This is a genomic window from Proteus vulgaris (assembly GCF_016647575.1).
GTDB lineage: Bacteria > Pseudomonadota > Gammaproteobacteria > Enterobacterales > Enterobacteriaceae > Proteus > Proteus mirabilis_B.
The window spans coordinates 2,737,695-2,761,940 of the sequence record NZ_CP032663.1; the positions used below are offsets into that span (position 1 = coordinate 2,737,695).

Annotated in this window: 20 protein-coding genes; 3 read left to right on the forward strand and 17 right to left on the reverse strand. The window is 39.1% G+C overall.

Annotated elements, in window-relative coordinates; all coding sequences use genetic code 11:
- Window positions 1–13: 13 nt before the first annotated feature.
- The 3 genes from D7029_RS12815 to D7029_RS12825 all read right to left on the reverse strand — a co-directional run bounded on the left by D7029_RS12815 (window position 14) and on the right by D7029_RS12825 (window position 2,422).
- Window positions 14–910 carry a Dyp-type peroxidase gene (locus D7029_RS12815; RefSeq protein WP_075670506.1) on the reverse strand — a complete coding sequence of 299 codons (897 nt, stop codon included), beginning with the start codon at window positions 908–910 and terminating at the stop codon, window positions 14–16.
- 120 nt (window positions 911–1,030) lie between these two features.
- On the reverse strand, window positions 1,031–1,648 hold the full coding sequence (locus tag D7029_RS12820; protein ID WP_228766681.1) for an RpoE-regulated lipoprotein: 618 nt from the start codon (window positions 1,646–1,648) through the stop codon (window positions 1,031–1,033).
- Window positions 1,649–1,984: 336 nt separating this feature from the next.
- Window positions 1,985–2,422 carry a GNAT family acetyltransferase gene (locus D7029_RS12825; protein ID WP_075670504.1) on the reverse strand — a complete coding sequence of 146 codons (438 nt, stop codon included), beginning with the start codon at window positions 2,420–2,422 and terminating at the stop codon, window positions 1,985–1,987.
- 133 nt (window positions 2,423–2,555) lie between these two features.
- Between D7029_RS12825 and hemF the strand changes: the two genes are divergently transcribed.
- From hemF to D7029_RS12840, 3 genes are all read left to right on the forward strand, one after another.
- On the forward strand, window positions 2,556–3,464 hold the full coding sequence (gene hemF, locus D7029_RS12830; protein WP_194950859.1) for an oxygen-dependent coproporphyrinogen oxidase: 909 nt from the start codon (window positions 2,556–2,558) through the stop codon (window positions 3,462–3,464).
- 175 nt (window positions 3,465–3,639) lie between these two features.
- Window positions 3,640–3,990, forward strand: a complete 351-nt coding sequence (locus D7029_RS12835) for a type II toxin-antitoxin system RelE/ParE family toxin (protein WP_194950860.1) — start codon at window positions 3,640–3,642, stop codon at window positions 3,988–3,990.
- On the forward strand, window positions 3,990–4,289 hold the full coding sequence (locus D7029_RS12840) for a helix-turn-helix domain-containing protein (RefSeq protein WP_194950861.1): 300 nt from the start codon (window positions 3,990–3,992) through the stop codon (window positions 4,287–4,289). The genes D7029_RS12835 and D7029_RS12840 overlap by 1 nt, the downstream gene beginning before the upstream one ends.
- A gap of 54 nt (window positions 4,290–4,343) precedes the next feature.
- On the opposite strand, the gene D7029_RS12845 is transcribed toward D7029_RS12840, so the two are convergent.
- From D7029_RS12845 to pepB, 14 genes are all read right to left on the reverse strand, one after another.
- Complete coding sequence (locus D7029_RS12845; protein WP_228766682.1) at window positions 4,344–4,685, reverse strand: hypothetical protein; 342 nt, start codon at window positions 4,683–4,685, stop codon at window positions 4,344–4,346.
- Window positions 4,686–4,874: 189 nt separating this feature from the next.
- Window positions 4,875–6,365 (reverse strand): ribosome biogenesis GTPase Der, encoded by a 1,491-nt coding sequence (gene der / locus D7029_RS12850; RefSeq protein WP_075670500.1) that lies wholly within the window; start codon window positions 6,363–6,365, stop codon window positions 4,875–4,877.
- A 119-nt stretch (window positions 6,366–6,484) separates the two neighbouring features.
- Window positions 6,485–7,657, reverse strand: a complete 1,173-nt coding sequence (bamB, locus tag D7029_RS12855) for an outer membrane protein assembly factor BamB (protein WP_194950862.1) — start codon at window positions 7,655–7,657, stop codon at window positions 6,485–6,487.
- A 14-nt stretch (window positions 7,658–7,671) separates the two neighbouring features.
- The gene (locus tag D7029_RS12860) at window positions 7,672–8,292 is read right to left on the reverse strand and encodes a YfgM family protein (protein ID WP_194950863.1); all 621 of its coding nucleotides are present in this window, start codon (window positions 8,290–8,292) and stop codon (window positions 7,672–7,674) included.
- 10 nt (window positions 8,293–8,302) lie between these two features.
- Complete coding sequence (gene hisS, locus D7029_RS12865) at window positions 8,303–9,586, reverse strand: histidine--tRNA ligase (protein WP_075670494.1); 1,284 nt, start codon at window positions 9,584–9,586, stop codon at window positions 8,303–8,305.
- A gap of 122 nt (window positions 9,587–9,708) precedes the next feature.
- On the reverse strand, window positions 9,709–10,830 hold the full coding sequence (gene ispG / locus D7029_RS12870) for a flavodoxin-dependent (E)-4-hydroxy-3-methylbut-2-enyl-diphosphate synthase (protein WP_088495061.1): 1,122 nt from the start codon (window positions 10,828–10,830) through the stop codon (window positions 9,709–9,711).
- A gap of 47 nt (window positions 10,831–10,877) precedes the next feature.
- Window positions 10,878–11,846, reverse strand: coding sequence for a cytoskeleton protein RodZ (gene rodZ / locus D7029_RS12875; RefSeq protein ID WP_194950864.1), 969 nt, complete (start codon window positions 11,844–11,846; stop codon window positions 10,878–10,880).
- Between the two features lie 74 nt (window positions 11,847–11,920).
- On the reverse strand, window positions 11,921–12,355 hold the full coding sequence (locus D7029_RS12880) for a hypothetical protein (protein WP_088495059.1): 435 nt from the start codon (window positions 12,353–12,355) through the stop codon (window positions 11,921–11,923).
- A gap of 88 nt (window positions 12,356–12,443) precedes the next feature.
- Complete coding sequence (locus D7029_RS12885) at window positions 12,444–13,625, reverse strand: bifunctional tRNA (adenosine(37)-C2)-methyltransferase TrmG/ribosomal RNA large subunit methyltransferase RlmN (protein WP_023581631.1); 1,182 nt, start codon at window positions 13,623–13,625, stop codon at window positions 12,444–12,446.
- Between the two features lie 156 nt (window positions 13,626–13,781).
- Window positions 13,782–14,207, reverse strand: a complete 426-nt coding sequence (gene ndk / locus D7029_RS12890; protein WP_023581630.1) for a nucleoside-diphosphate kinase — start codon at window positions 14,205–14,207, stop codon at window positions 13,782–13,784.
- A gap of 345 nt (window positions 14,208–14,552) precedes the next feature.
- Entirely contained in the window at window positions 14,553–16,874 is a 2,322-nt protein-coding gene (gene pbpC, locus D7029_RS12895) for a peptidoglycan glycosyltransferase PbpC (protein WP_194950865.1), read from the reverse strand.
- Between the two features lie 48 nt (window positions 16,875–16,922).
- Entirely contained in the window at window positions 16,923–22,016 is a 5,094-nt protein-coding gene (locus D7029_RS12900) for an alpha-2-macroglobulin family protein (protein ID WP_194950866.1), read from the reverse strand.
- 288 nt (window positions 22,017–22,304) lie between these two features.
- Window positions 22,305–22,730, reverse strand: coding sequence for an enhanced serine sensitivity protein SseB C-terminal domain-containing protein (locus tag D7029_RS12905; RefSeq protein WP_088495056.1), 426 nt, complete (start codon window positions 22,728–22,730; stop codon window positions 22,305–22,307).
- Window positions 22,731–22,757: 27 nt separating this feature from the next.
- Window positions 22,758–24,053 carry an aminopeptidase PepB gene (pepB, locus tag D7029_RS12910; RefSeq protein ID WP_194950867.1) on the reverse strand — a complete coding sequence of 432 codons (1,296 nt, stop codon included), beginning with the start codon at window positions 24,051–24,053 and terminating at the stop codon, window positions 22,758–22,760.
- Window positions 24,054–24,246 lie beyond the last annotated feature (193 nt).

The following is a 24,246-nucleotide window of genomic DNA, read 5'->3' on the forward strand; positions in this document are numbered from 1 at the left end:
TACGAGATAATGATTACAGTGCTTTTAATACTTCATAAGAAGGTGCGAAGTAATAACTTCCTGTTACAGGTTTACTCATACGTAATAGGTCGTCATGTTTGCCGTCTAATTCACCAAACATACTCAATAGTTGTTGTTCGATATTATATAAACGACCACAGTAAGCTAAGAAATATAAACCGTGTTTACCGCTTGCAGTACCGTAAGGCAGGCTGTGACGTAGAATGGCTAACTCTTCACCATCTTCTTCAATCACAACACGAGAAACGTGAGATGTAACATTACGCTCAGATTCATCAAGTTCAACACTGTCTTTTTTAGTACGACCGATCATTTTTTCTTGGTCTGATTCACTAAAACGAGCCCATTTCTTCAGATTGTGCTCATAACGTTGAACTAAAACATAACTACCACCAGCATCAACACCGTCATTAATCAGTGCAACGCCATAACGCTCATCATCTTGTGGATTTTCTGTACCATCAATAAAACCACTTAAATCACGTTCTTCTATCCAACGGAAACCATGGATTTCTTCTTCAACTTTGATTGCATCACCAAAAGCTGCAATTGCTGCTTGTGCCAATGAGAAATTGACATCATGGCGCATAGATTGAATATGAATAAGAAGATCACGCTGTGTTGCAGGTGCTAAACCTTTGCCTAAAGGGCGAAAAGGTTTCAGCTCTGGTGCGCTGTTTTCATCGGAAAGTTTTTTCCAAAGATCAGAGCCAAATGCAACAACTGCGCCTAGTGATGCATCAGGAAATTGCTTTTGTAAATCAGATAATGATTGCATGAATTTCTGACACCCTTCACGCAGCGCTTCTAATTCACCTACGACCATTGCTTCGATAAAAAGACCAAATTTACTATGTGCGACTAAAATGCCACTTTGTGCATGAGACATATTGCTTTCCTAATCAATAATCAAAACACCTAGAATGATGTTAATTATATCGAATATTTTTTTCTGAAGATTTGCCTTTTAACAAAAATCGGACAGTCTGATTATAAAATCTTCCTTATTTTATAGGGAATAGCGTGAAGGCGATTTGTTCTGCCAAATAATTTGCGTTAATGTCCAGTTAGATAAAACTTCATCAGGTGGCATTAATCCATCAGGACCATCCCATTGACCACTGAAGACATAACTCACCGATTTAGCTTCTGTGGATTGGCATAAAATAGTTCTCAGTTTTTCATCTTTAGGGCCTTTGCTACATGCACCAAATGCTTTTTTATAGATATCTTTAAATGGTGTACCCATCGTTGTGCCCCAATCCGTCGTTGCTTTGGCATCAAAGACTTCTATTTTTTCAACAGTGCCTTTTTCTTTGCCATAGAAAGCCACTTGAACGCTCTTATCTTCGAGAGCTTGGACGACAACAATAATATCGCTACCTTGCATCTCCATACCTTCACGATAATTGAAGCTACCACCTAGCTCATTTTTTATTTCACTTTCTGTTATTTTTGTTGAACCGGTGATATTTCCTAATCCATTGGCAGAAACAGTCAGCGTATTATTTGAAAACCAATTCATCGGATTTAGTGCAGAAAAAGACATTCCTCCCATGGATGAACAGCCACTTAATAGCAAAACACTTGTGCTTAAACACAAGGGTAACCAAAACTTAGGCATCATTTGTTTCTCCGTTAAACTTTTTCGTCACACATTAAAATAGATACTGAGGTTATTTAGCACACCTTATCTTACTCTTTGTATCACCTCAATCATCAGGCTAAAACAGTCGTGATAAGTCAGCATAACAAAATATCTACTGATTTTATCTTAGATAACCACATGAAAAGAAAGCCTAGTTACGACCATTAACAGAACATTTTGTTCCACAGAAAAGGTAATATCAGATTTTACGCATAAATTAAGGGGGGACAAACGTAAGAATAGTCACAAGGAAAAAAGAGATAAATAGAAAGGGAAAAAGAAATAACCCCTAAAAATCAGGGGCTTTAAATACAATTAGAGATCAAAATCCTGATCAACAATTAATCGCTTAGTATAAGTTGTGCTTTCTTGGTTTTGATCTTCATACAATAACTTCTCAAACATACAAATTGTTGCATCATTTTCTTCTGGTACAACTAATGTAATTTGAGGGCACCCTTTCGCTATCAGCTTTTTCTCTAATCGAGAGATCAATGCGTTCGCAATGCCTCTTCCTCGAAAATCTGGGTGAACGCCTAAATAGTATAAAGAGCCACGATGACCATCGTAGCCTCCCATCACACTACCCACAATCTCACCAGCCACTTCCGCTATCAAAAATAAATCGGGTGAGTGGTTTAATTTTCTTTCAATATCAATTTCAGGATCGTTATCAGGCGATATCAAATCGCAACGCTCCCAAAGTGTAATAATTGCCTCAAAATCATCTTGGCGAAATACACGTATTTCCATGGTTTTGCCCATTATCGGTCATATAAATCTGAATTTATTATCGCTTGTTTGGTTTATGAATCAACTTGAAAATGAGAACATAGACAATATGGAGTTCTATTTTTAATAAATATGATAAAAATTGTAGGTTATTATGAATTTACCTGATATTCATCGCGTTAAAGAGTTTTTCTTATCACTACAAGATACGATTTGTCGCTCTCTTGAAAACATAGACCAAAAAGCCACTTTTCAGCAAGATAACTGGGAAAGAAAAGAAGGAGGTGGCGGTCGTACTCGCGTTTTAACCAATGGCGCTCTTTTTGAACAAGCTGGCGTTAATTTTTCGCATGTTTATGGTGACACATTACCAAAATCGGCCACTGCACATCGCCCTGAATTAGCAGGTCGTCGTTTTCAAGCTATGGGTGTTTCATTAGTTATTCACCCTCTTAATCCTTATATTCCGACTTCTCATGCCAATGTCCGTTTTTTTATTGCTGAAAAAGACGGTGAAGATCCCGTTTGGTGGTTTGGTGGTGGGTTTGATTTAACCCCTTACTATGGATTTGAAGAAGACGTTATTCATTGGCATAAAGTTGCTAAATCAGTTTGTACGCCTTTTAGTGAAGATTATTACCCTCGTTATAAAAAGTGGTGTGATGATTACTTTTATATTAAACACCGCAATGAACCTCGTGGTGTAGGTGGCCTTTTCTTTGATGATTTAAATACTCCAGATTTCGACCACTGTTTCGAGTTTGTCCAACATGTGGGCCTTGGTTATCTTGATGCTTATTTACCTATTGTTGAAAAGCGCAAATCCATGCCTTGGGGAGAGCGTGAACGTCAATTCCAACTCTATCGCCGTGGTCGTTATGTTGAATTTAATTTAGTGTGGGATAGAGGCACATTATTTGGCTTGCAAAGTGGTGGAAGAACAGAGTCAATTTTAATGTCTATGCCACCTTTAGTTCGTTTTGAATATGATTACTCCCCCGAACCAAATACCCCAGAAGCAAAGTTATACAGTGACTTTTTGATCCAAAAAGAGTGGGTATAGAGAAAATAAATCATTAACGATAAAGCCACATTATAAATGTGGCTTTTTAATACTCGATTCTTATCAATCCATTGAAATTATTACATAAAAATATTTTTATTAAGATTTTTATCATTTTAATTATAACTTAAAGGTTATATTTTATATGCTATTTACTGCTATAATGGATTGAAGAATGTGGGTAGTCATAACAAAATTGCCTTTTGAAGAATGGTTTGAAGTTCAACCAAATTATCTTCAAGACGAAATATTAGCTGTTCTTTGTGTTCTTCGAGAAAATGGGCCTCTTCTTGGACGCCCTTATGTTGACACTCTTTCTGGATCAAAATTTATGAATATGAAAGAGTTAAGAATACAAGTTAAAGGTCAACCTATTAGAATATGTTTCGCATTCGATAATTCTAGGCAAGCAATTATCTTATGTGCAGGTAATAAGAAAGGTCGAAATGAAAAACAGTTTTACAATAATCTTATAAAAACAGCAGATGAACAATTTCGTATTCACCTATCAGAATTGGAGGAGTGATGGCAACTTTAGATGAAATGCTAGCAAAAAGAACACCAGATAGTCGTAAAAGAATTGAAGCTAGAGTTAAAGAAATTCAGCGTGAACTCACATTAGCGAAAATACGAGAAGAACTACATATATCTCAAACCCAGTTAGCAACTTCATTAGGGGTTAAACAACCAGCTATCGCCAAAATGGAACGTGTTGATAATGACCTTAAAATCTCAACACTTAAACGCTATGTTGATGCGATAGGTGGCAAGCTTGCAATTGATATCACATTACCTAATGGTGAAAAAATAGCCCTGAATTTATGATAAATACAGGGTATTTAGTCAATTTTTAACTTGTCTTGTTTAATTAACTTTTAACTAATTAAACAAAAAAGCCAATAACCCGGTGACTTTATTTTTATTTTCCCACCCTTCGGCTCTCATACAAGTATTGAAGTAATCTTTGCGTTCCCATTCATTCGCATCAGAGGGGAAAGAGGCTCCAGAATTAGGAATATCTTTACCATTTACACGCATTGGTGAAAATGATGGCTGATTTGAAGTGACATAGTGGGCAGGATATCGTTCAGTTGCTTGTTGCATACACATCGTTTTAGCAACATCTAATGGTGAAGGTTCTGCCGTTTTGGCTTCCCATTTTTCAGGTGTTGCACAAGCAGAAAGCATAAAAATTGATGTAATAATAATCTTTTTTTTCAACGTAATAGCTCTTTAAGACGAATAGGAATCAATTGCATTTTAAACTATTATTTGGAAAATTAAATTAATTTTTTATGAAATACAGAAAAGCTACTAATAGCTGTATAATTGAAATAACCCATTGAATTATAAAAGTAAAAAAGCCACATCAAAATGTGGCTTTTCACTTAAATAAGAAACTTAATATTCTTATTTCGATTTCTTCAAGTGTGACATTAAACGCTTACGTTTACGCATTTGAGAAACGGTTAATTTATTTTTCTTATCCGCGTAAGGGTTTTCACCCTCTTTAAATTGAATACGGATCGGCGTACCCATAACTTGCAGAGTACGACGGAAATAGTTCATCAAATAGCGCTTATAGCTATCTGGTAAATCAGTTACCTGATTACCATGAATAACCACAACTGGTGGATTATAACCACCGGCGTGTGCATATTTCATTTTTACACGGCGTCCACGAACAATCGGTGGCTGATGATCATCTTCTGCCATCTTCATGATACGAGTCAGCATAGAAGTACCTACACGACGCGTTGCACAGACATAAGCCTCTTGAATAGATTCAAAAAGATTACCCACGCCACTACCATGTAATGCAGAAATAAAGTGAACACGCGCAAAGTCAACAAAGCCCAGTTTAAGATCAAGCATCGCTTTAACTTGTTCGCGATCGTCTTGTGTCATGCCATCCCATTTATTGACAGCAATAACTAATGAACGACCTGCATTCAGGATATAACCTAATAATGAAAGATCCTGATCTGAAATACCTTCACGAGCATCAATAACCAGCAATGCAACGTTAGAGTCTTCAATAGCTTGTAATGTTTTAATAACAGAGAATTTTTCTACTGTTTCTTTGACTTTACCGCGCTTACGAACACCCGCAGTATCAATGATGATATATTCTTTCTCATCACGCTCCATTGGGATATAGATACTATCACGCGTTGTACCCGGCATATCGTAAACAACCACACGATCTTCACCAAGCATACGGTTTGTCAGTGTTGATTTACCAACATTAGGACGACCAACAATCGCTAATTTTACTGGTAATGTAGAAGGATCGAAGTCGTCTTCTTCCTCTTCTAATGCTTGAGCTTCTTGTTCTGCTTCTAAGGCAGCCCAGTAAGCCGCATTCTCTTCTTCTTCAGTCAGCTCTAGCTCTTCTTCCACCACTTTACCTGTAATTGGTAATAGTGCTTGTTCAATCAGTTGAGCAACACCACGACCATGAGATGCCGCGATTGGGAAGATTTCACCTAAACCTAAAGAATAAAAATCAGCTAATGCAGTATCAATATCGATACCGTCAGTTTTATTCGCAACTAAATACGTTTTTTTCTCAACACCACGAAGGTGTTTTGCGATACCTTGGTCTGCTGGCATCAAACCCGCGCGTGCATCAACTAAAAACAGTACGATGTCGGCTTCTTGAATAGCCTGTAGCGATTGTGATGCCATATGGGTTTCAACACCCTCTTCAGCACCATCAATACCACCGGTATCAATAATAATAAATTCTTCGCCTTCTAACTCTGCTCGACCATATTTACGGTCACGGGTGAGACCTGGAAAATCAGCAACTAATGCGTCTCTTGTGCGTGTTAGTCGATTAAATAACGTGGATTTACCCACGTTAGGGCGCCCTACTAAGGCAATAACGGGTATCATTTTTTGATGCCTCATAAAAATACAATCACGAACCTGATTGTATTTTACATGTAATTACTAAAAAGACGAAACGGCTCCTTTAAAGGAGCCGTAAAATAAATAGATTTGTCAGCAATTAATTACCGACTATAAAGATAAAGCTTACCGTCACGAGCTTGGATCATCAGTTTATCTTGTACTGCTTGAGGGCGACTTAATAAACCTGAACTGTTCACTTGGTTTTGTGCAATGAATTTACCTGTGTTGGTATCAATCCAATGGAGATAACCTTCTGCATCGCCAACCACTAAATAGCCATCAAAAATAGCTGGTGCGGTTAAATTACGATGCAGTAAATCTTCTTGTGTCCATAATGTCACACCATCAGATTTACGAACAGATAAAACTCGGTCATTTTGGTCAACAAGGTAAAGATTATCACCTAACAGCACCATATCATTGACTGAGCCTAAATCGCGTTTCCAAAGGATTTGTCCAGAACGCATATCAAGGCTAACTAAGTTACCGTTATATGCCATTGCATAAACGGTATTTTCATCAATAATCGGCGTGATATCCACATCACTTAATCGGCTAATTTCAGTAGAGCCTTTAATTTGTGAAATATTTTGTTGCCAAATTAATTGTCCTTGAGAAAGAACAACTGCACTGACACGACCATTATCTGCACCAATGATAGCCGCACCATAAGCAACAGCAGGTGCAGACTCACCACGCAGAGATAATGATGGAGTATCTAAGTTAATAGTCCACGAAATCTCACCCGTTAATAAGTCAAGTCCTTGCAACATGCCGTTACTGGTATGAATAAGGACTAAACCATCACTAACAACAGGTTTTGAAATGGCTTCACCAGCAACATCAGCTTCCCAATCAATGGAGCCATCCTCAACGTTCAGTGCATATACTTTCGCTTTTTCAGTTCCCACAAAAACGCGAGTACCTGAAACGGTTAATCCACCAGAAAGTAATGCAGACTCATTGGATGAAAGAAAACCCGTTTTAATAGAGAGATCTTGTGACCAAAGCTCTTTACCTGTTTCTACCTCTAATGCTTTAACTAAACCATGGCGATCAGCGACATAAACAACTGCGCCATCCCATGTTGGTGACAAGTGAGAATAGTATTTACCAATACCATTTCCAACTGATTTGTCCCAAACAGCTCTAGGTGTAAATTGGCTCTGCACCTCAGGCAATGGAGACATTGTCACATTATCCTGTTCACTAGAACATCCTGCCAACAAAGCAGATGCTAGTAGACCAACCAGGAGAGTTTTACGCAGTTGCATGTCTGAAGATCCCTTTAATTGGATAAATTATTGAGTTTAAGTTCAACCAGTGAGCGAATAGCACCCGCATTTTCATCAGTTAATGCGCTACGATAAGCGGTTGTTGCACCTGCGTTATCGCCTTTTTTCGCTAAGACATCACCACGGATATAATTTTTCATTCCATTCCATGCTTTGCCTTTCACTTGCTCTAACGAAACTAAAGCAGCATCTGTTTTATCTAATGCTAATTGTACGCGAGCTAAACGAAGATTAAGCATATCTGCAAATGCGTCATTTTTTACTTTTGCTACAGCATTAGTTAGATGACGTTCACCGCTGACTAAATCATTAGCATCGATAGCGATTTGAGCAAGCTCTAATGAAGCTAAAGCGCCATAGATATCATTCGTATCGGTAACAAATTTTTCAGCTAATGCAATATTTTCAGGTGTAGGTTTAGCAAGTGCCTCACTGACTGTTGCAAAAGCACCCGCACTTTCTTGCAGACGATTTGTTTGATGCGATTGCCAGTATTTCCAACCAAACACACCACCAAAACCAATAACAGCGGCTAAAACGATAGTTAAACCGTAGTTTTTAAAGAATTGTTTAATTGCATCAACTTGTTCGTTTTCGGTGCTATAAACTTCCACAAGTCTCTCCTTAACCTAATAACAAAGTCAATTGCTGAGCGAGCTCATTGCGAGCAACGATTGTTTGTTCCCCTGAACGCAAATCTTTCACTGCAACAGTGCCGGCATTAATTTCATCTTCGCCTAAAATCAGCGCAATTTTAGCGCCTTGTTTATCAGCTCGCCCTAACTGCTTTTTAAAGTTACCATTACCATGATTCGTCATTAAACGTAATGTTGGTAATTGATCACGAATTTCTTCAGCCAGCATTAATGCTGCGCTTTGGCTCTTATCGCCAAATGAAGCAAGATAAACATCAGCCACATTGGTATCTGCAACAAATTCAGGGTTAACCGCTTGAACCAATAAAATCATGCGCTCCATACCCATTGCAAAACCTACAGCAGGTGTTGGATGTCCACCAAGTTGCTTCACAAGACCATCATAACGGCCACCTGCACACACTGTTCCTTGTGAACCTAATGCACTAGTAACCCACTCAAAAACAGTACGGTTATAATAATCTAAACCGCGAACTAAACGCTGATTAACACGGTATGTAATACCGACAGCATCTAATAAAGCACAAAGACCATCAAAGTGCGCTCTTGATTCGTCATCAAGATAATCGAAAAGTTCAGGCGCATCATTCAATAAAGTCTGAATTTCTGGATTTTTTGAGTCTAAAACACGTAATGGGTTAGAATACATACGACGTTTGCAGTCTTCATCTAACTTATCAACATGCTGCTCTAAGAAAGCTACTAACGCTTCACGATAATTAGCACGCGCTTCTAAGGAACCAATAGAGTTAAGTTCTAATGTTACGTGCTCTGCGATACCTAACGCTTTCCACCAGCGCGCAGTTAACATAATTAATTCGGCATCAATGTCTGGGCCTTGTAGACCAAACACTTCAGCACCTAACTGGTGGAATTGACGATAACGACCTTTTTGAGGACGCTCATAACGGAACATTGGCCCTAAATACCATAAACGTTGTTCTTGGTTATAAAGTAAACCATGCTCGATACCTGCGCGAACACAACCTGCTGTATTTTCTGGGCGTAATGTCAGGCTTTGGGCATCTTCACCGCGATCGGTAAAAGTATACATTTCTTTTTCAACAACATCGGTCACTTCACCAATTGCTCGCTGAAATAGAGGGGTATGCTCTACGATAGGTGTTCTGATTTCACTAAAGCCGTAACCCGCTAAAATTTGTTTTAGCGTATTTTCAATTTTCTGCCATACACGAGTGTCAGCAGGTAGATAGTCGTTCATACCACGAATGGCTTGGATTTTTTGTGCCACTTTTCTTCTCTAATAGTTATTAATTGATTGTTAGGCTGATTATAGAAGCGAAATCAATCAGTATTCAATGTGAAATCAATAGTAAAACTGGCTCATTGATTAATGAGCCAGTTTTTTGAGTGTTATTTGTCCAATTGATTTATATTTATACGCATACTGTCATCAAGCATTGATGCCTTAGCGCGAATTTTTGCTTCTAATAAATCAATCATATTAACGTTATCAAGACGCTCTTTTTGTCTCACGCCATCTTCATAAAAACCACTACGTGTTTTAGCGCCCGTTACACCTAACGTTGAAACTTCAGCTTCACCTGGTCCATTAACCACACAACCAATAATGGAAACATCCATAGGTGTGATGATATCTTCCAGACGCTGCTCTAATTCATTGACTGTTCCAATAACATCAAATTCTTGGCGTGAACACGTTGGACAAGCAATAAAGTTAATTCCGCGAGAGCGAATACGTAAGGATTTGAGAATATCAAAACCTACTTTAACTTCTTCAACCGGATCTGCAGCTAATGAAATCCTTAATGTATCGCCGATACCTTCTGATAATAAGATCCCAAGACCAATCGCAGATTTAACCGATCCTGCTCTTGCGCCACCCGCTTCAGTGATCCCAAGATGCAGTGGCTGATCTATTTTTTTCGCTAATAAGCGGTATGAATCAACAGCAAGGAAAACATCAGAAGCTTTTACACTGACTTTAAACTGTTCAAAATTCAGCTTATCAAGGATATCTACATGGCGCATTGCTGATTCAACTAATGCTTCTGGTGTTGGCTCGCCGTATTTCTCTTGAATATCTTTTTCAAGTGAACCGCCGTTTACACCAATACGAATAGGAATATTGTTATGACGAGCGCAATCAACGACTTGGCGAATACGCTCTTCACTACCAATATTCCCCGGATTGATACGTAAACAATCAACGCCATATTCAGCGACTTTTAATGCAATACGATAATCAAAGTGAATATCAGCAACTAAAGGTACATTAACTTGCTGCTTAATTAATTTGAATGCTTCCGCAGCATCCATTGTCGGTACAGAAACGCGAACAATATCCACCCCTACACGTTCCAGAGACTTTATCTGGCGAACAGTCGCTTCTACGTCTGTCGTTCGTGTATTCGTCATCGACTGTACCGCGATAGGAGCACCATCGCCAATAGGTACATTACCCACATAAATTCGTGTCGATTTGCGACGAATAATAGGTGATTCTTTATGCATTGATTAATTCTCCCATGCTTCCATGCTTGCTCAAATGTGTAGTCAGATTAAGCGCTCGGCACTGTTATTTTTGCTATTTTTCCAGTAAAACGGCTTAAGTCAACTGATTCACCATTAAACTGTAAGCGAGTAACAGAAGGTGCGCCTATTTTTAGTTTATAAGGTTGCTCACCATCAAATTCCAAACGATCACCCGCTTTCTTAATACCATTAAATAAGACTTTATTTTGAGCATTACGAACTTCTAACCAACATTCACCATCAAACATAAGAACCAATTGATTCGCAATAGCCGGAGCTTCTGATGAGGTAGATTCTTGTGCTGAATTTGCACGAGAAGTTGTTGATGTTGTTAGAGGTGATACAGGTAATGGAACCGTTCTCACTTCTGTTGGTGCTGGTGACGTCGTTTCAGTCGTTGGCGATATAGCGACATTATTTGCCTGATTATCAGCTAATGGCGACGCAGGTACTTGTAAATTATCACCTTCAGATGTTGGCGTATTATCTAAGGTTGCTAAAGGAGAATCTATCGTGTTGGTGTTTTCTTGAGTACTGTTTTGCCCTATGTCTTGAGATGCCATAGAGACTAATTCTTGTTGATCAGCCTGATGACCTTGCCACCACCAAACACCGACAAGAGCAACCATAACAATCAAAATCACCCATGTGAGTTTCATCAGCCAACCTTCACGTTTTTTATGACGTTTGCCTAATGAGTAATTTTGTGTGGTTGTCATTCTAATTTGTTTGACAGGAGCTTGTTGGTCGATAAAACCAAGGATGTCTTTTTCAGGAACGCCGACTAACTTAGCGTAAGAACGCATATATCCGCGTAAAAATGTTGGTGCAATATCAGAAGAAACGGAGTCTGTTTCAATTTCGCGAACTGTTGATAACTTCAAACAAAGTCGATCAGCAACAGTTTGTTGTGTTAGCCCCACCTTTTCTCGTGCCTGGCGTAAAAGTTGACCTGCTGTTAATTTCACTTCTTCGGTTTTGTTTTCAGTATTCATTAGCAATCTAGGCACTGTGGCTATTGGATGTTTAACATTGATGAATTCGCAAAAGCACAAAGTACCTTAACGTATCACCGCGAATTTTTTGATATTTTATTATCACTTTGCTGACAGACCAAATAATCTGGCGGTATATCCTCAATTAACACACTATTATTGTTTAATAGTTTTTGTTCACAAAGGAAATTACCATAAAGCCTTAATACATTAACATTTACTGGCTTCGAGTTCATCGCTAATTTGTAATAATCTAACGCTTGAATAGAATTTCCCAATAACTGCGATGTTAACGCCATTCCTAAATTTGCATCGGAGTGATTTGGCATCACCGATAACACTTTTTGGAAATGATATTGCGCTATTTGATATTGTCTTTCAGCTAAATAAGCATCACCTAATTGTAAACGTGTAGACACTGCAACACGCTCTTGATTGGCTGATGATTGACAACCGAGTGTCAATAACATCAAGCCAATAGTTATAACTACTGATGATATCCTTATCATCGTCATATTCCTTAAATAAATTCATCCTTGTTCTCTCTACATCGCAATTATGTAATACACTTCACAAAGAAAGAGATATCCAACTGTATCAGACTGCTTTTACTGAAATTAGTTCACCTTGTTGGCGTTTTTTCAGTGTGCGTTTTGTACGGTCAATAACATCACCCGCTAATTGCCCACAAGCCGCATCGATATCATCGCCACGCGTTTTACGCACGATTGTCGTAAAGCCATATTCCATTAATACTTTAGAGAAACGGTCAATTCGGCTATTAGAACTACGTCCGTATGGCGCACCCGGGAACGGGTTCCATGGAATTAAGTTAATTTTACATGGCGTGTCTTTTAAAAGTTCAGCTAATTGATGAGCTTGATCTGTGCTGTCATTAATATGATCAAGCATGACATACTCAATAGTCACTCGCCCTTGGTTCGCATTTGATTTAGCAATATAGCGGCGAACACCTTCAAGAAACATTTCAATATTATATTTCTTGTTAATTGGAACGATCTCATCACGAATTTCATCAGTTGGTGCATGTAATGAAATGGCTAAAGCTACATCAACCGCATCACCTAGTTTATCTAATGCAGGCACAACACCTGATGTAGAAACAGTGACTCGACGTTTAGATAGACCAAAACCGAAATCATCCATCATGATTTCAAGTGCTGGAATAACATTATTTAAATTCAGTAATGGCTCCCCCATTCCCATCATAACAACGTTAGTAATAGGACGACGGCCTGTCTCTTTTAATGAGCCAATAATTTTAGCGGCACGCCAAACTTGCCCAATAATTTCAGACACTTTCAAGTTACGGTTAAAACCTTGCTGTGCAGTTGAACAGAATTTGCACTCTAAAGCACAACCAACTTGTGAAGAAACACATAATGTTGCGCGATCATCTTCTGGGATATACACAGTTTCTACTTGTTGATCACCAACTTTAATTGCCCATTTAATCGTGCCATCTGTTGAACGTTGTTCTTCAGAAACTTCAGGTGCTTTAATTTCAGCAATTTCTTTTAATTTATTGCGTAACACCTTGTTGATATCTGTCATTTGATCAAAATCGTCATAACAGTAGTGGTACATCCACTTCATAATTTGGTCAGCACGGAAAGGTTTTTCGCCCATAGAGACAAAAAGCTCACGCATCTGTTTACGATTTAAATCTAACAGATTAATTTTAGTTTTTTGATTCACAGTATTTTCTTTAGAAACAGCGACAGAAGCGCTTGGCGCTGGGGTGGTAGATTGGGTCATGACATTGCCTCGTTGTTACACTATGCGGCCTGCATTAGCATTGATGCTAATGGGATACTTATATATTTGTATAATTAAACAATAATAAAAAACGCCCTGTTAATTATCAAACAGGGCGTCGCATTGTACTGTTTTTCGCGTAGAGATGCTAATAAATTAGCGCGCGCAAACTTCATTTTCAGTGAAGAAGTATGCAATTTCGCGAGCAGCAGAAGCTTCTGAATCTGAACCGTGTACCGCATTTTCAGTAAAGCTATCAGCGTAGTCAGCACGTAATGTACCCGCTAATGCGTTGTCTGGATTAGTTGCACCCATCAGATCACGGTGACGTTGGATCGCGTTTTCGCCTTCTAACACTTGAACCATGATTGGGCCCGAAGTCATAAATTCAACTAAACCGTCAAAGAAAGGACGGCCTTTGTGTTCTTCATAAAAGCCTTCAGCTTGTTCGCGCGTTAAATGCAGCATTTTAGCACCAATGATGCTAAAGCCTGCGCTTTCAAAACGGTGATAGATAGCACCGATAACATTTTTTTTCACTGCGTTTGGTTTGATAATAGAAAATGTGCGCTGAATAGCCATGTCTTACCTCTAAATTATTTTATTAATGATAACTTTTGTTATCTCTTTTATCGCAGATCATGGAAAAACGAATCAAAAACCGCATTCCCTGCAAAAAATAGTGCTCGATTATAGGAGGATAAAAATGAATTGCACAGATTGAATATCCTTTTTTTTTAAAAAACTGTGGCAAAAAAGTTATAAATTATCGATCTAATCACATTTTTGACGTTTTCCATGTTCAACCTTGAAAATAAGAATAAAAAAAGAACCGAAATGAAACACGATAAATAGCCTCTTTACCTTTATCGAAAAAACTAATTTAGTGAAAAATCACTCAGTTCTCGTTTATTTTATCGTTTTAGTTTAACGAAATATAAAATTAACCATATCCGTTTGACCACTTAGATCAAGTACTGAAAGTTGGTATTTACCTCGTTTCTCTAATAAATAAGAGAATGTTTCTCCGTTTTCTGTTTTACCTATTTGCTCACCATTTAAAAACCACCATTGCGTACCACTTCCACCTTGCGTAGAAACGGTTATTTCAAGATTAGTTTCGCCGGGTAATGGCCTTAATAAATCACCAGCACGGATACCCGAGATAAACAGAGGAATGATATCTTCTTTAATTGGTGGGCAAGTGTCAGAAATCGGTGGCAGTCGTTTTGCTCTGCGCTCTTTTTCAGGTAACCATGCTTCTAATGCTATCGGCCACAAGGCGATATCTTTTAACTCTGCATTAGGGCAATTAGGTCCCGTGCGTTTACCTTCATTATCTAACCAAATTTTTTCGTTGATCCCCAAAATACCTTCTTGGCTATCATTTAACAAAGTTGGCGGAATGGTGTTATCTAAGATCCAGCTTCGACGACTGACTCTACAGTTGCTATCTTCTTTAGGTAATGCCTTACCTGTCGGCCAACAGATAGTAACTGCTGTTACACTACTAGGGCGTAAATCTGTTGGTGGTCTTTGTTTATTTTGATAGAAGTAGCCCGTTAATAAGTTATTGACCTGATTCATAATAGGGACGGCTGTCGCAAAACCAAACTGCCCTGCAACAGGTGTTCCATCGGGTCTACCTACCCAAACGCCAATGGTATAGCGCGCATTCACACCAATAGACCATGCATCACGATAGCCATAACTTGTCCCTGTTTTCCAAGCTAAAGGAACAACGGGTGAAATTGCGCTATCTGGGCGAGGTCTGGCTTCCCCGGCTAAGATACGCCTAATAATCCATGCTGATCCTTGAGACATCAACACTCGGTCTTCTATTATTTGTTCTGGTTTAAAACGTAATGGTGCTGTTTTCCCTTGCCTTGCTAATGCGCTAAAGGCAGAAACAAGCTCATCCATTCGCGTTGCAGTTCCCCCTAAAATCAGTGCTAAATTTGGCTCAGAACCATAAGGGAATCGCATTTCAAGATGATTATGACGTAATTTTGCCGCAAATTTCTTCGCACCATACACTTCGATAAGTTGTACCGCTGGCAAATTTAAAGAGCGACTTAATGCTTCACTGGCACTAACCGCACCATTAAAATCGGAGTCAAAATTGCCGGGGCGATAATTATCAAATCGACGAGGAACATCTTGTAAGAGTGATTCAGCATGAATAAGCCCTTCATCTAATGCAAGTGCATAAATAAATGGCTTTAATGTTGAACCTGGCGAGCGCCATGCACTGATCATATCGACATGACCAAAGCGCGAATTATCATTAAAATCGGCAGAGCCAACATACCCTTTCACACTCATATCCGTATGATCAACAACTAAGATGGCTAAGGATGTTTTATCCGCTAATTGGTACTTCCATTGATTAGCAATATCTTCGAGTTGTCGTTGAATATTGATATCAATCGTTGTTGTAATAACAGGCTCCCGCTTTTCGTTATACATACGACGAGCCAGTAATGGCGCTAATTGTGGTGTTTGTCTTGGAGCTAATAAAACCTGCTCTTCCTTGATTTCATCAACTTTTTCTTGTGACCATATTTGATATTCTGCCAGTCTATCTAATACTTTATCCCGAGCAGCTTGAGCGCGTTCAGGGTATCTATCTGGCCGTAAACGACTTGGCGCTTGTGGCAATACCGCCATTAAAGTCGCTTCTCCCGCAGATAAATCAGCGGGTGACTTACCTAAATAAGCCCAGCTTGCTGCACCAATACCTTCTAACGTACCGCCAAAGGGTGCTCTATTGAGGTAAATCTCCAGAATTTCATCTTTTGAGTAATACCACTCTAATTGCAGAGTGCGCCAAAGCTGTTTGATTTTCCCCCCTAAAGTACGGGAATGAGGATCAATAAGGCGAGCTACTTGCATTGATAGCGTACTTCCGCCTGACACAATTCTTCCTGAGCTCAAGTCTTGCCATGCTGCCCGTAATATCGCCATCGGATTAACACCGGGATGTTGATAAAACCAGCGATCTTCATAAGTAATTAAGGCTTCTAAATATTCAGGAGAGACATCAGTGAGTTTGACATGATAACGCCATACCCCTTCTTTATCGGCAAAACGCCAAAGAGGTGTGCCATCTTGCGCTGTAACAATAGTCGCAATTTGAGGTTCAGGATCAGGGAGAGGCCAAATTTTATCTGCGATCCAGACTAAAATAGGCGTTGCTAGCAAAAAAATAATGATAACAGCAATAAGCCGTTTATATCCTAGTTTCATTCAATCACTCAAAGGAAAAAGCCCTTTCCGAAGAAAGGGCTACAAGACTTAAGGAACAACGTCAATCTTGGTTTCTGTTGATCCTATTGCACGCCAGTAAGGCACATACATAGATTCAACTTGTGGTGGTGGTACTTGATAGCTACCCGGTGTTACTGCTCTTGCTAAATAGAGCAATGTTGTTGGGCGATATTTATCAACAGAGATAGCAGCAACAAATCTATCATCACGGTATTCGAGATGTTTGATATTGGCTTGTCCCATATCGTCGATAAATTCCTGCAAGTCTGCTGCACTATCACTTAAGCTTGCGCTGCTTGATGCTAAGTTTTGGTTTTCGATTTCAAGACCCGCAGGTAATAAATCAACAACTAATGCATCAGGTACGTCTCTATCAGCAGAAACTTCCAGTTTAACCACCAACATTTCACCACTTTGTAAGCGATTAGGATGAACGCGGTTTCCTTTCAAATCATAGTAACTACGATGAACATTTAATACATTACTATAAGGAGCAGGAGCAACTTTCGGATAACCCACGATATTCATACGAGAATAAATCGCAGCGCCACCACGGTTATTTAGCTCTAAGCCTTCTTGTAATTGTGCTGATGTTAATGTCTCATTGACTGCACGATCGCTACTGATTGCAGGGACTTGACGATTAACAGCGACTTCCCAAGGCTGTTCTGCCATATTAATAAAGAAGCGTCCAGCAAGGTATAACGAGTTACTTTCTTGGGTTGAGAACCATTCGCGGCTTGTTAAGTTATCAGATAGTGCAATCACACTTGCATCACGAGATTGTGTTTCAAGGTTATTTTCACTTAACAGTGCAATAATTAATGCTTGGTCACGAATGGTGCTACCGTAATCACCCAATCCATAATTATATTTACGTGTTGTTGTTACACCTTCAGCAATCAAGCTTTCAGCGCGGCTGCTATCACCCATTAATTTTAATGCGATACCCAACTGAACTAAAGCTAAGCCACTTCCTGCTTGATTACGCTCAAGATAGAGACGACGTAATTCACCTAAAGGTGCTTTTTGCTGATTTGCTAAGACTAATGCAGCATAAGCCCTTGCTGAGAATCGTGCTGCATCTTGGTTAACTGCATATTCATAGTTAACTAAGTTTTTATCTTGTAAATAACGTAATAAACGATCGTTTGCACGTTTTAATGAATCAGCTGGAACTGAGTAACCTTGTTGTGACGCACGGAATAAGAAGTCAGTCGCATACGCAGTTAACCAATATTCTTCACGTCCACCTTGATCCCATAAAGAGAACCCACCTTCTGATTTTTGCATCGTCAGCAGATGAGCAATACCTTTCTCAATAGCTACTTTTCTATCAGCATCAGTTTGCGTTTTAATTCCCAACTGTTTCAACTCTTTTTCTGTTGAATACAGTGAAGGATAAAGCCCACTAACTGTTTGTTCTAAGCAACCATAAGGATAAGCAAACAACTCTCTAACATAACGTGCCACCTGCAACGGAGGACGACTTGTCAGTAATAATTCACCTTCAAGCGTTGAGCTATTAAAGCGACTTAAAATTTCTGACGGTAAACGCCAAGTATCACCATCTTGCAATGTACTTGCATAATGAATAGTTTCTGCTGGGAATGCAGGGCGAACACCGATATTCCATGTATTGTGGTAAGGTTTAATCTCTTCACCCGGTACTTTAATACCATAAATAGACAGTGAGAATTCACCTTGTCCAAAGCCATGTTTCGCTTTTACTGGAATTTGAATTTGAGTACGTTCACCTTTCGTTAGCGAGACAGTTTTGCTTTCAGCGCCACCTAATCCCACTAAACCTGAAGCGGTATAATTTAAGGTAATAGATTGCGCATCATCCGTTAGATTAGTTAAATCTAAAGATAAAAGTGCATTATCACCACCAGCCATAAAGCGAGGTAATGAAAGCTGAGTCACTAACGGGGCAGCAATAACAACTTTACCTTCTTGGCTACCAAATTTATCTGCGGTCCAAGCTTGTGCCATTAAACGAACTTCGCCATTAAACTCAGGAATAGGTAAAGAAACTTCCCCCTCACCTTGTGCATTTAATTTTACTGGAGCCGTTTGTTGAGCAATGATTTGCACATCAGTTAATGGTTTTTTACCACCACGAGATAATGCAGCTGCTTCACCACCATCACCACCAAAGCGCAAGTTAGCTAAACGCCCTTGCCCTTCAATTAATTGTCCGTAAACATCATATTGGTCGATGCTGTAGCGTTTACGTCCAAAGAAAGCATCGTAAGGATCTGGCGTTTTATACTCTGTGATGTTTAATACACCAGTATCAACCGCAGAAACCAATACATTAATATTTTCAGGTAATGGCTGACCTGCAACTGGATTCGCTTTAATACGGATTTTTAAATCTTGGTTAGGGCGAATTTTTTCCGGTGCATCAAGTGAAATATCAATACGACGGTTTTTATCCTGCAATGGTAAATGCAAAATACCCACAGCACGTTTTACTGTCGCCTGTTTTGACGTATCTCCCGGTCTTACGACAACAGAAGTCAGATAGAGATCGTGTCTTGCCCACTCTTTATTAATAGGCACTTCAACATCAAGCCCTTTTTCTGGCACATCAATCTCTTGCCACCATAAAGGCCCATTACTTGATTCTAGTAACACATAACCTTTACCCGGATGAGGTGCAACGATGTTTAACTTAACTTTTTCACCCGGTAAATAACCTTCTTTATCTAGTTTAAGCTTAACTTGGTCTGGTCTTACCGCACCTGTTCCACCCGTGTTATCCATCCAAGAATAACCTGCCCAGAAACGTAGGCTACTGACTAATTCTGTTTTAGGATCGACAACTTCGATACGATAAGAGCCCCATTCAACAGGGAATGCCACTTTTGCAGTGCCATCTTTCGCAATCTTGATTGTTTGCTCATCCATTTGCAGATCTTTTTCGTTATAGCCAGATTCCCAGCCATTAGAACTAGACCAACGCCAGTAATAATCATGACGTTCATAGATAAACTTCACTTTAAGATCGTTAGCAGGTAGTTTCTTACCATCTTGGTCTGTATAGACAATTTCAAATTCAGCCATTGAATTTTCATCAACGCTATAACCTGATTTATATTTGTCCGTCCGATAGTCATAGACTTCTTTTTTAGGGAAGACTGGGCGAATACCAGCAAGATGAGTGGCAGGCCAAACAGCTTGTTGATAACGGCGAGTAACAGGGCGTCCGCCAGCTTCAAGTAAACTTGCTTGTAAAATAATATTGATAGGTGATTTCAGCTCTTCATAGCGTTCACTATCAACATTCACTCCACCTTCACCATCAGAGTCTAAATTAAGTTCAAACTCATCCAGTAAACGACTGAAGTTTTCATCTTTTACAGCACCAAATTCATAGCCCGGTAATTTACTGACAGCTTCACGAGAGGCTTTTAAGAAAACTTGCCCTTGTAAGCGATTATCGGCAGCTGGTGCGCCATAAAGATAGCGACCCTTAATGTCAAAATAAGCGTCATTACCGCTTAGTATAATTCCTTTCTTACCCGTGATTTCTAATGCCATACGTTCTGGCATAAAATCTTCTACCTGAAACTCATAGAAACGAGGAGTACCATCGCCTACATCAAAACGTAAGGTACGTGTACCCGTATTTTCATCCGCAGGAATAACTAATTTTAATTGGTAAAGTCCGTTCTCTGGTTGCCAAACAAAACTACGAGAAACTTGCCCGTCTGTTTTAAGTAGATCAACTTTAACAGGTTGCTCTTTAATAGGATTACCATCACCATCACGTAGCAATGCATTAACGATTAATGTTTCACCGGGACGATAGAGATCGCGAGGACCAAAAGCAAAAAATTGTTTGCTATAACCTTGTGGTCCACCAATATCAAACTCAGAAAGATCAAGCGCAGGTTTACGCAAATCAATCATACTGGTTTGCCCATCACGAATAGCCATTAATAAACGTGCTTTATCACTTTTCTCAAGTGTGGCATGTCCTTGACTATCGGTTTGCGCTTTAGAAATCAAGCCACCTTTTTCATCTAACAGGCGAATTTCTACTTTATCTAACGCAGAACCATTTTTAAGTGATTGGGTGAAGATATCTAACGTATCAAGATAACTGTGCATTGACAGCCCGATATCACTAAATGTGAATACTGTTGCTGGCACTGTATAAGAGTATTTACCCGCTTGTTGCATAACCGCAATATAGGCACCTTCTTTTTTTAAGGCATCTATCGATTTTAGCGGTAACAATACGTTTTCACGGGTATTTGTTTCTGTGTTTAATTCGAAGCGACCGGTATAAACCAAATCAGCTTGGGATAGAAACTCATCTGATTCCCAATAATTAATATTGGAACGACTTTCCCATTGCGTTAAGAATTGAGCGAGTTGCTCATCTTTAACACGGAAAAAGTTTACGTCAACTTGCCCCACATTTAACGCAGTAATCGGTAGGCCTTCAGCTGCTTCAAGTGGCAATAACGACCCTTTACTGGTAAAGCCAACAGATGGGAAAATTTCTTCTGTCGTAAATTTTTGGCTAAAAGGTGTCGTTAATGTACGTTCATTAATACCTTTGATTTTTTCATCAATTGTTAAGTTTAATTCTGTTGATGGAGGTAAATGGCGGAAACGCAATTCCATTAAGTTATCAGATAACTCCCACGCACCTTCTAATTTCCCTTTTTTGGTATCAACAAGATGAATAACATCATCAAACTTTTGGTCAGGATCAAGTGGTACAGAGAAAGTCACAACCATAGTACTCGCACCATCACGTTGTAACTCTGATGCATCTAATACGGTGACTTCTTTGCCTACAAAACGCATTGCCAACTCATCACGGACTTCTTTGCTTTTTAATGCAGTTTCGTTATTCGTTTTTGTTGTAACTGCAGGTTTTTCGCTTGTTTGAGTCGTGGTGCCTGATGTGCTCTGAGCAGCGTCTTTTTGCTCGGCAACTTGTGTATTTTGCGTCTTATCCGCAGATGATGTGTTTTCATCTGCTTTGTCATCACAGCCCATAAGAGCTAATGCTGATGCCAATACAACAGCAAGAGAGCTCCAACGATAACCTCTCTTTTCTGTATATTGTCTAAACTGGTTTTGGTTCATATCCATTTCCTTTAATTCAACCCCTGAATAATGCGATGTTTTATGCAGGCAGAGATAATATATGTATTTCTTCATTCTAATAAGATAAAAAATAATGAGATTAGCTATTTTTTATCGCGTAAAACAAAATAATTTACAACACGAAATCACCTTATTTTTACTTTAAAAACAAAGCCTATCTAAAACAAAGCGTTATATAAAAATGCAAACGATTTGCTAATTTAGTCAATTTTCTATTATAAGGTAAAAAAAAGCGATATCTGATGAGATATCGCCTAAATTTAGAGGGCTGAATTAACTATCCAGATTAACTATCGGGATACCTTTTCTTAAGAATCCTCCAAGTTTGCGTTGATAAAAAGGTGATACATGGTGGATCATAAAATGACTTACACCTTTTTCATCTTTATCCACAAAGCAAAAATCTAGTGATTGCCCTTCTTCTAAATATTCAAAAGCTGATTCAGCCGCTTGAGGGAGTATTTGCGCAATCGCCTCTTCTTCACCCGTTATTTCTAAACCAATAAGATAAAACGACTCTTCATTATCTTGCTCCTGAGCATTAACAATAAAGGCACGGCGGATCGGTTTATGTTCACCAAAAAACTCGCTAAGTGCGGTTGTTAATTCTTCAGGTTGTGGCTCTAGAACGCTTAACTTTAAAGAAGAACCTTCAACAGAAACAATTTCTTGTGTTTCAAATTGTTCAGATACACCCATTACAAACTCCAAATCAAATAACGTTTATTATTTTGCTTTTGCTAATAACAGATTCGCGATAGAACGCACACCGTAACCCGTAGCACCTGCTGCCCATTGTTCTACAGAAGATTTTCTGTACGTTGCTGAACAATCAATATGTACCCAACCTTTTTTGTAGTCAGTCACAAAGTGCGATAAGAATGCAGCAGCTGTACTTGCACCCGCAGTATGAGAAGGTGCGGCAATATTGTTTAAATCAGCGAAGCTAGAAGGTAATTGGCTACGATGGAAATCTGCTAATGGCAGACGCCAGAACAATTCATTTTCTTGTTCAGCACTAGTCAGTAACTCTGCTGCTAATTTATCATCAAAGCTCAATACAGAGTGGTAATCATTACCTACTGCAACTTTAGCAGCACCTGTTAATGTTGCTGCATCGATAATCAACTCTGGTGCAATATTGCTTGCATCAATTAAACCATCCGCTAAAACTAAACGGCCTTCAGCATCGGTATTCATGATTTCAACTGATTTGCCATTACGGTAACGGATAATATCACCTAATTTAAAGGCATTACCGCTGACCATGTTATCTGCAATACATAGCAGTAGTTTTACGCGTTTATTTAAACCACGAGTAACCGCTAATGCTAAAGCACCCGCTAACGTTGCTGCACCACCCATATCGGCTTTCATTGAATTCATAGATGATGAAGGTTTGATGCTATAACCACCTGAATCAAAAGTAATACCTTTACCGACTAAGCAAGCAAATACAGGAGCATTACTATCTTTGGTTGGGTTGAAATCTAATGCTAAATAGACAGGGTCACGAGAAGAGCCGCGACCAACTGTATAGATACCTGCATAGTTTTGATCGCGTAGATCAACGCCTTTGGTGATCTTATAGCTAATATCTTCTTTATCAAGACCACAGAAAAGATCAACCGTGCGTTGTGCCAGTTGTTCTGGTCCTAATTCTTCTGCTGGTGTATTGATGGTATCTCTAACCCAATCAACGATGCGAATACGTGATTCTAGTTCGTGTTTATCAGCATCATTTAATTGTGGCCATTCGATTGAACGAGCGCCTTTAGGTGCTCTAAAACCTAACCAGAAAGCCCAACTACGTTCTAAATCCCAGCCGTCGCCAACAAGTGCAACATTACGAATGCCTTGACCATCAACTTTACGTCCACCGCGCTGAATAGCGCCTAAACGGTTTTCTTCCGTTAAGTGGATTGTCATGCCGGTTTCGCTAGTGCTAATTAGTGCTTTTTCACCCCAACATGCAGCAGCAGGTTCATTTGACAGCATGATAGGCATAATTTGTTTATTCATTTATTGTCTCACTTATTATTACTGGTGGCAGTTAACCTATTCAGACTACCAGATATTTAGCGTTTAGCGTGATCAATTTACTGCAAAAACCAAGAGGTCACCATTATCATCCAGTGATCTTCCGTATTTACATGATATTCCTCGAAGAAGATCGCATAACAAAATATCTCTACTCCCCTCTTTATGGTTATTT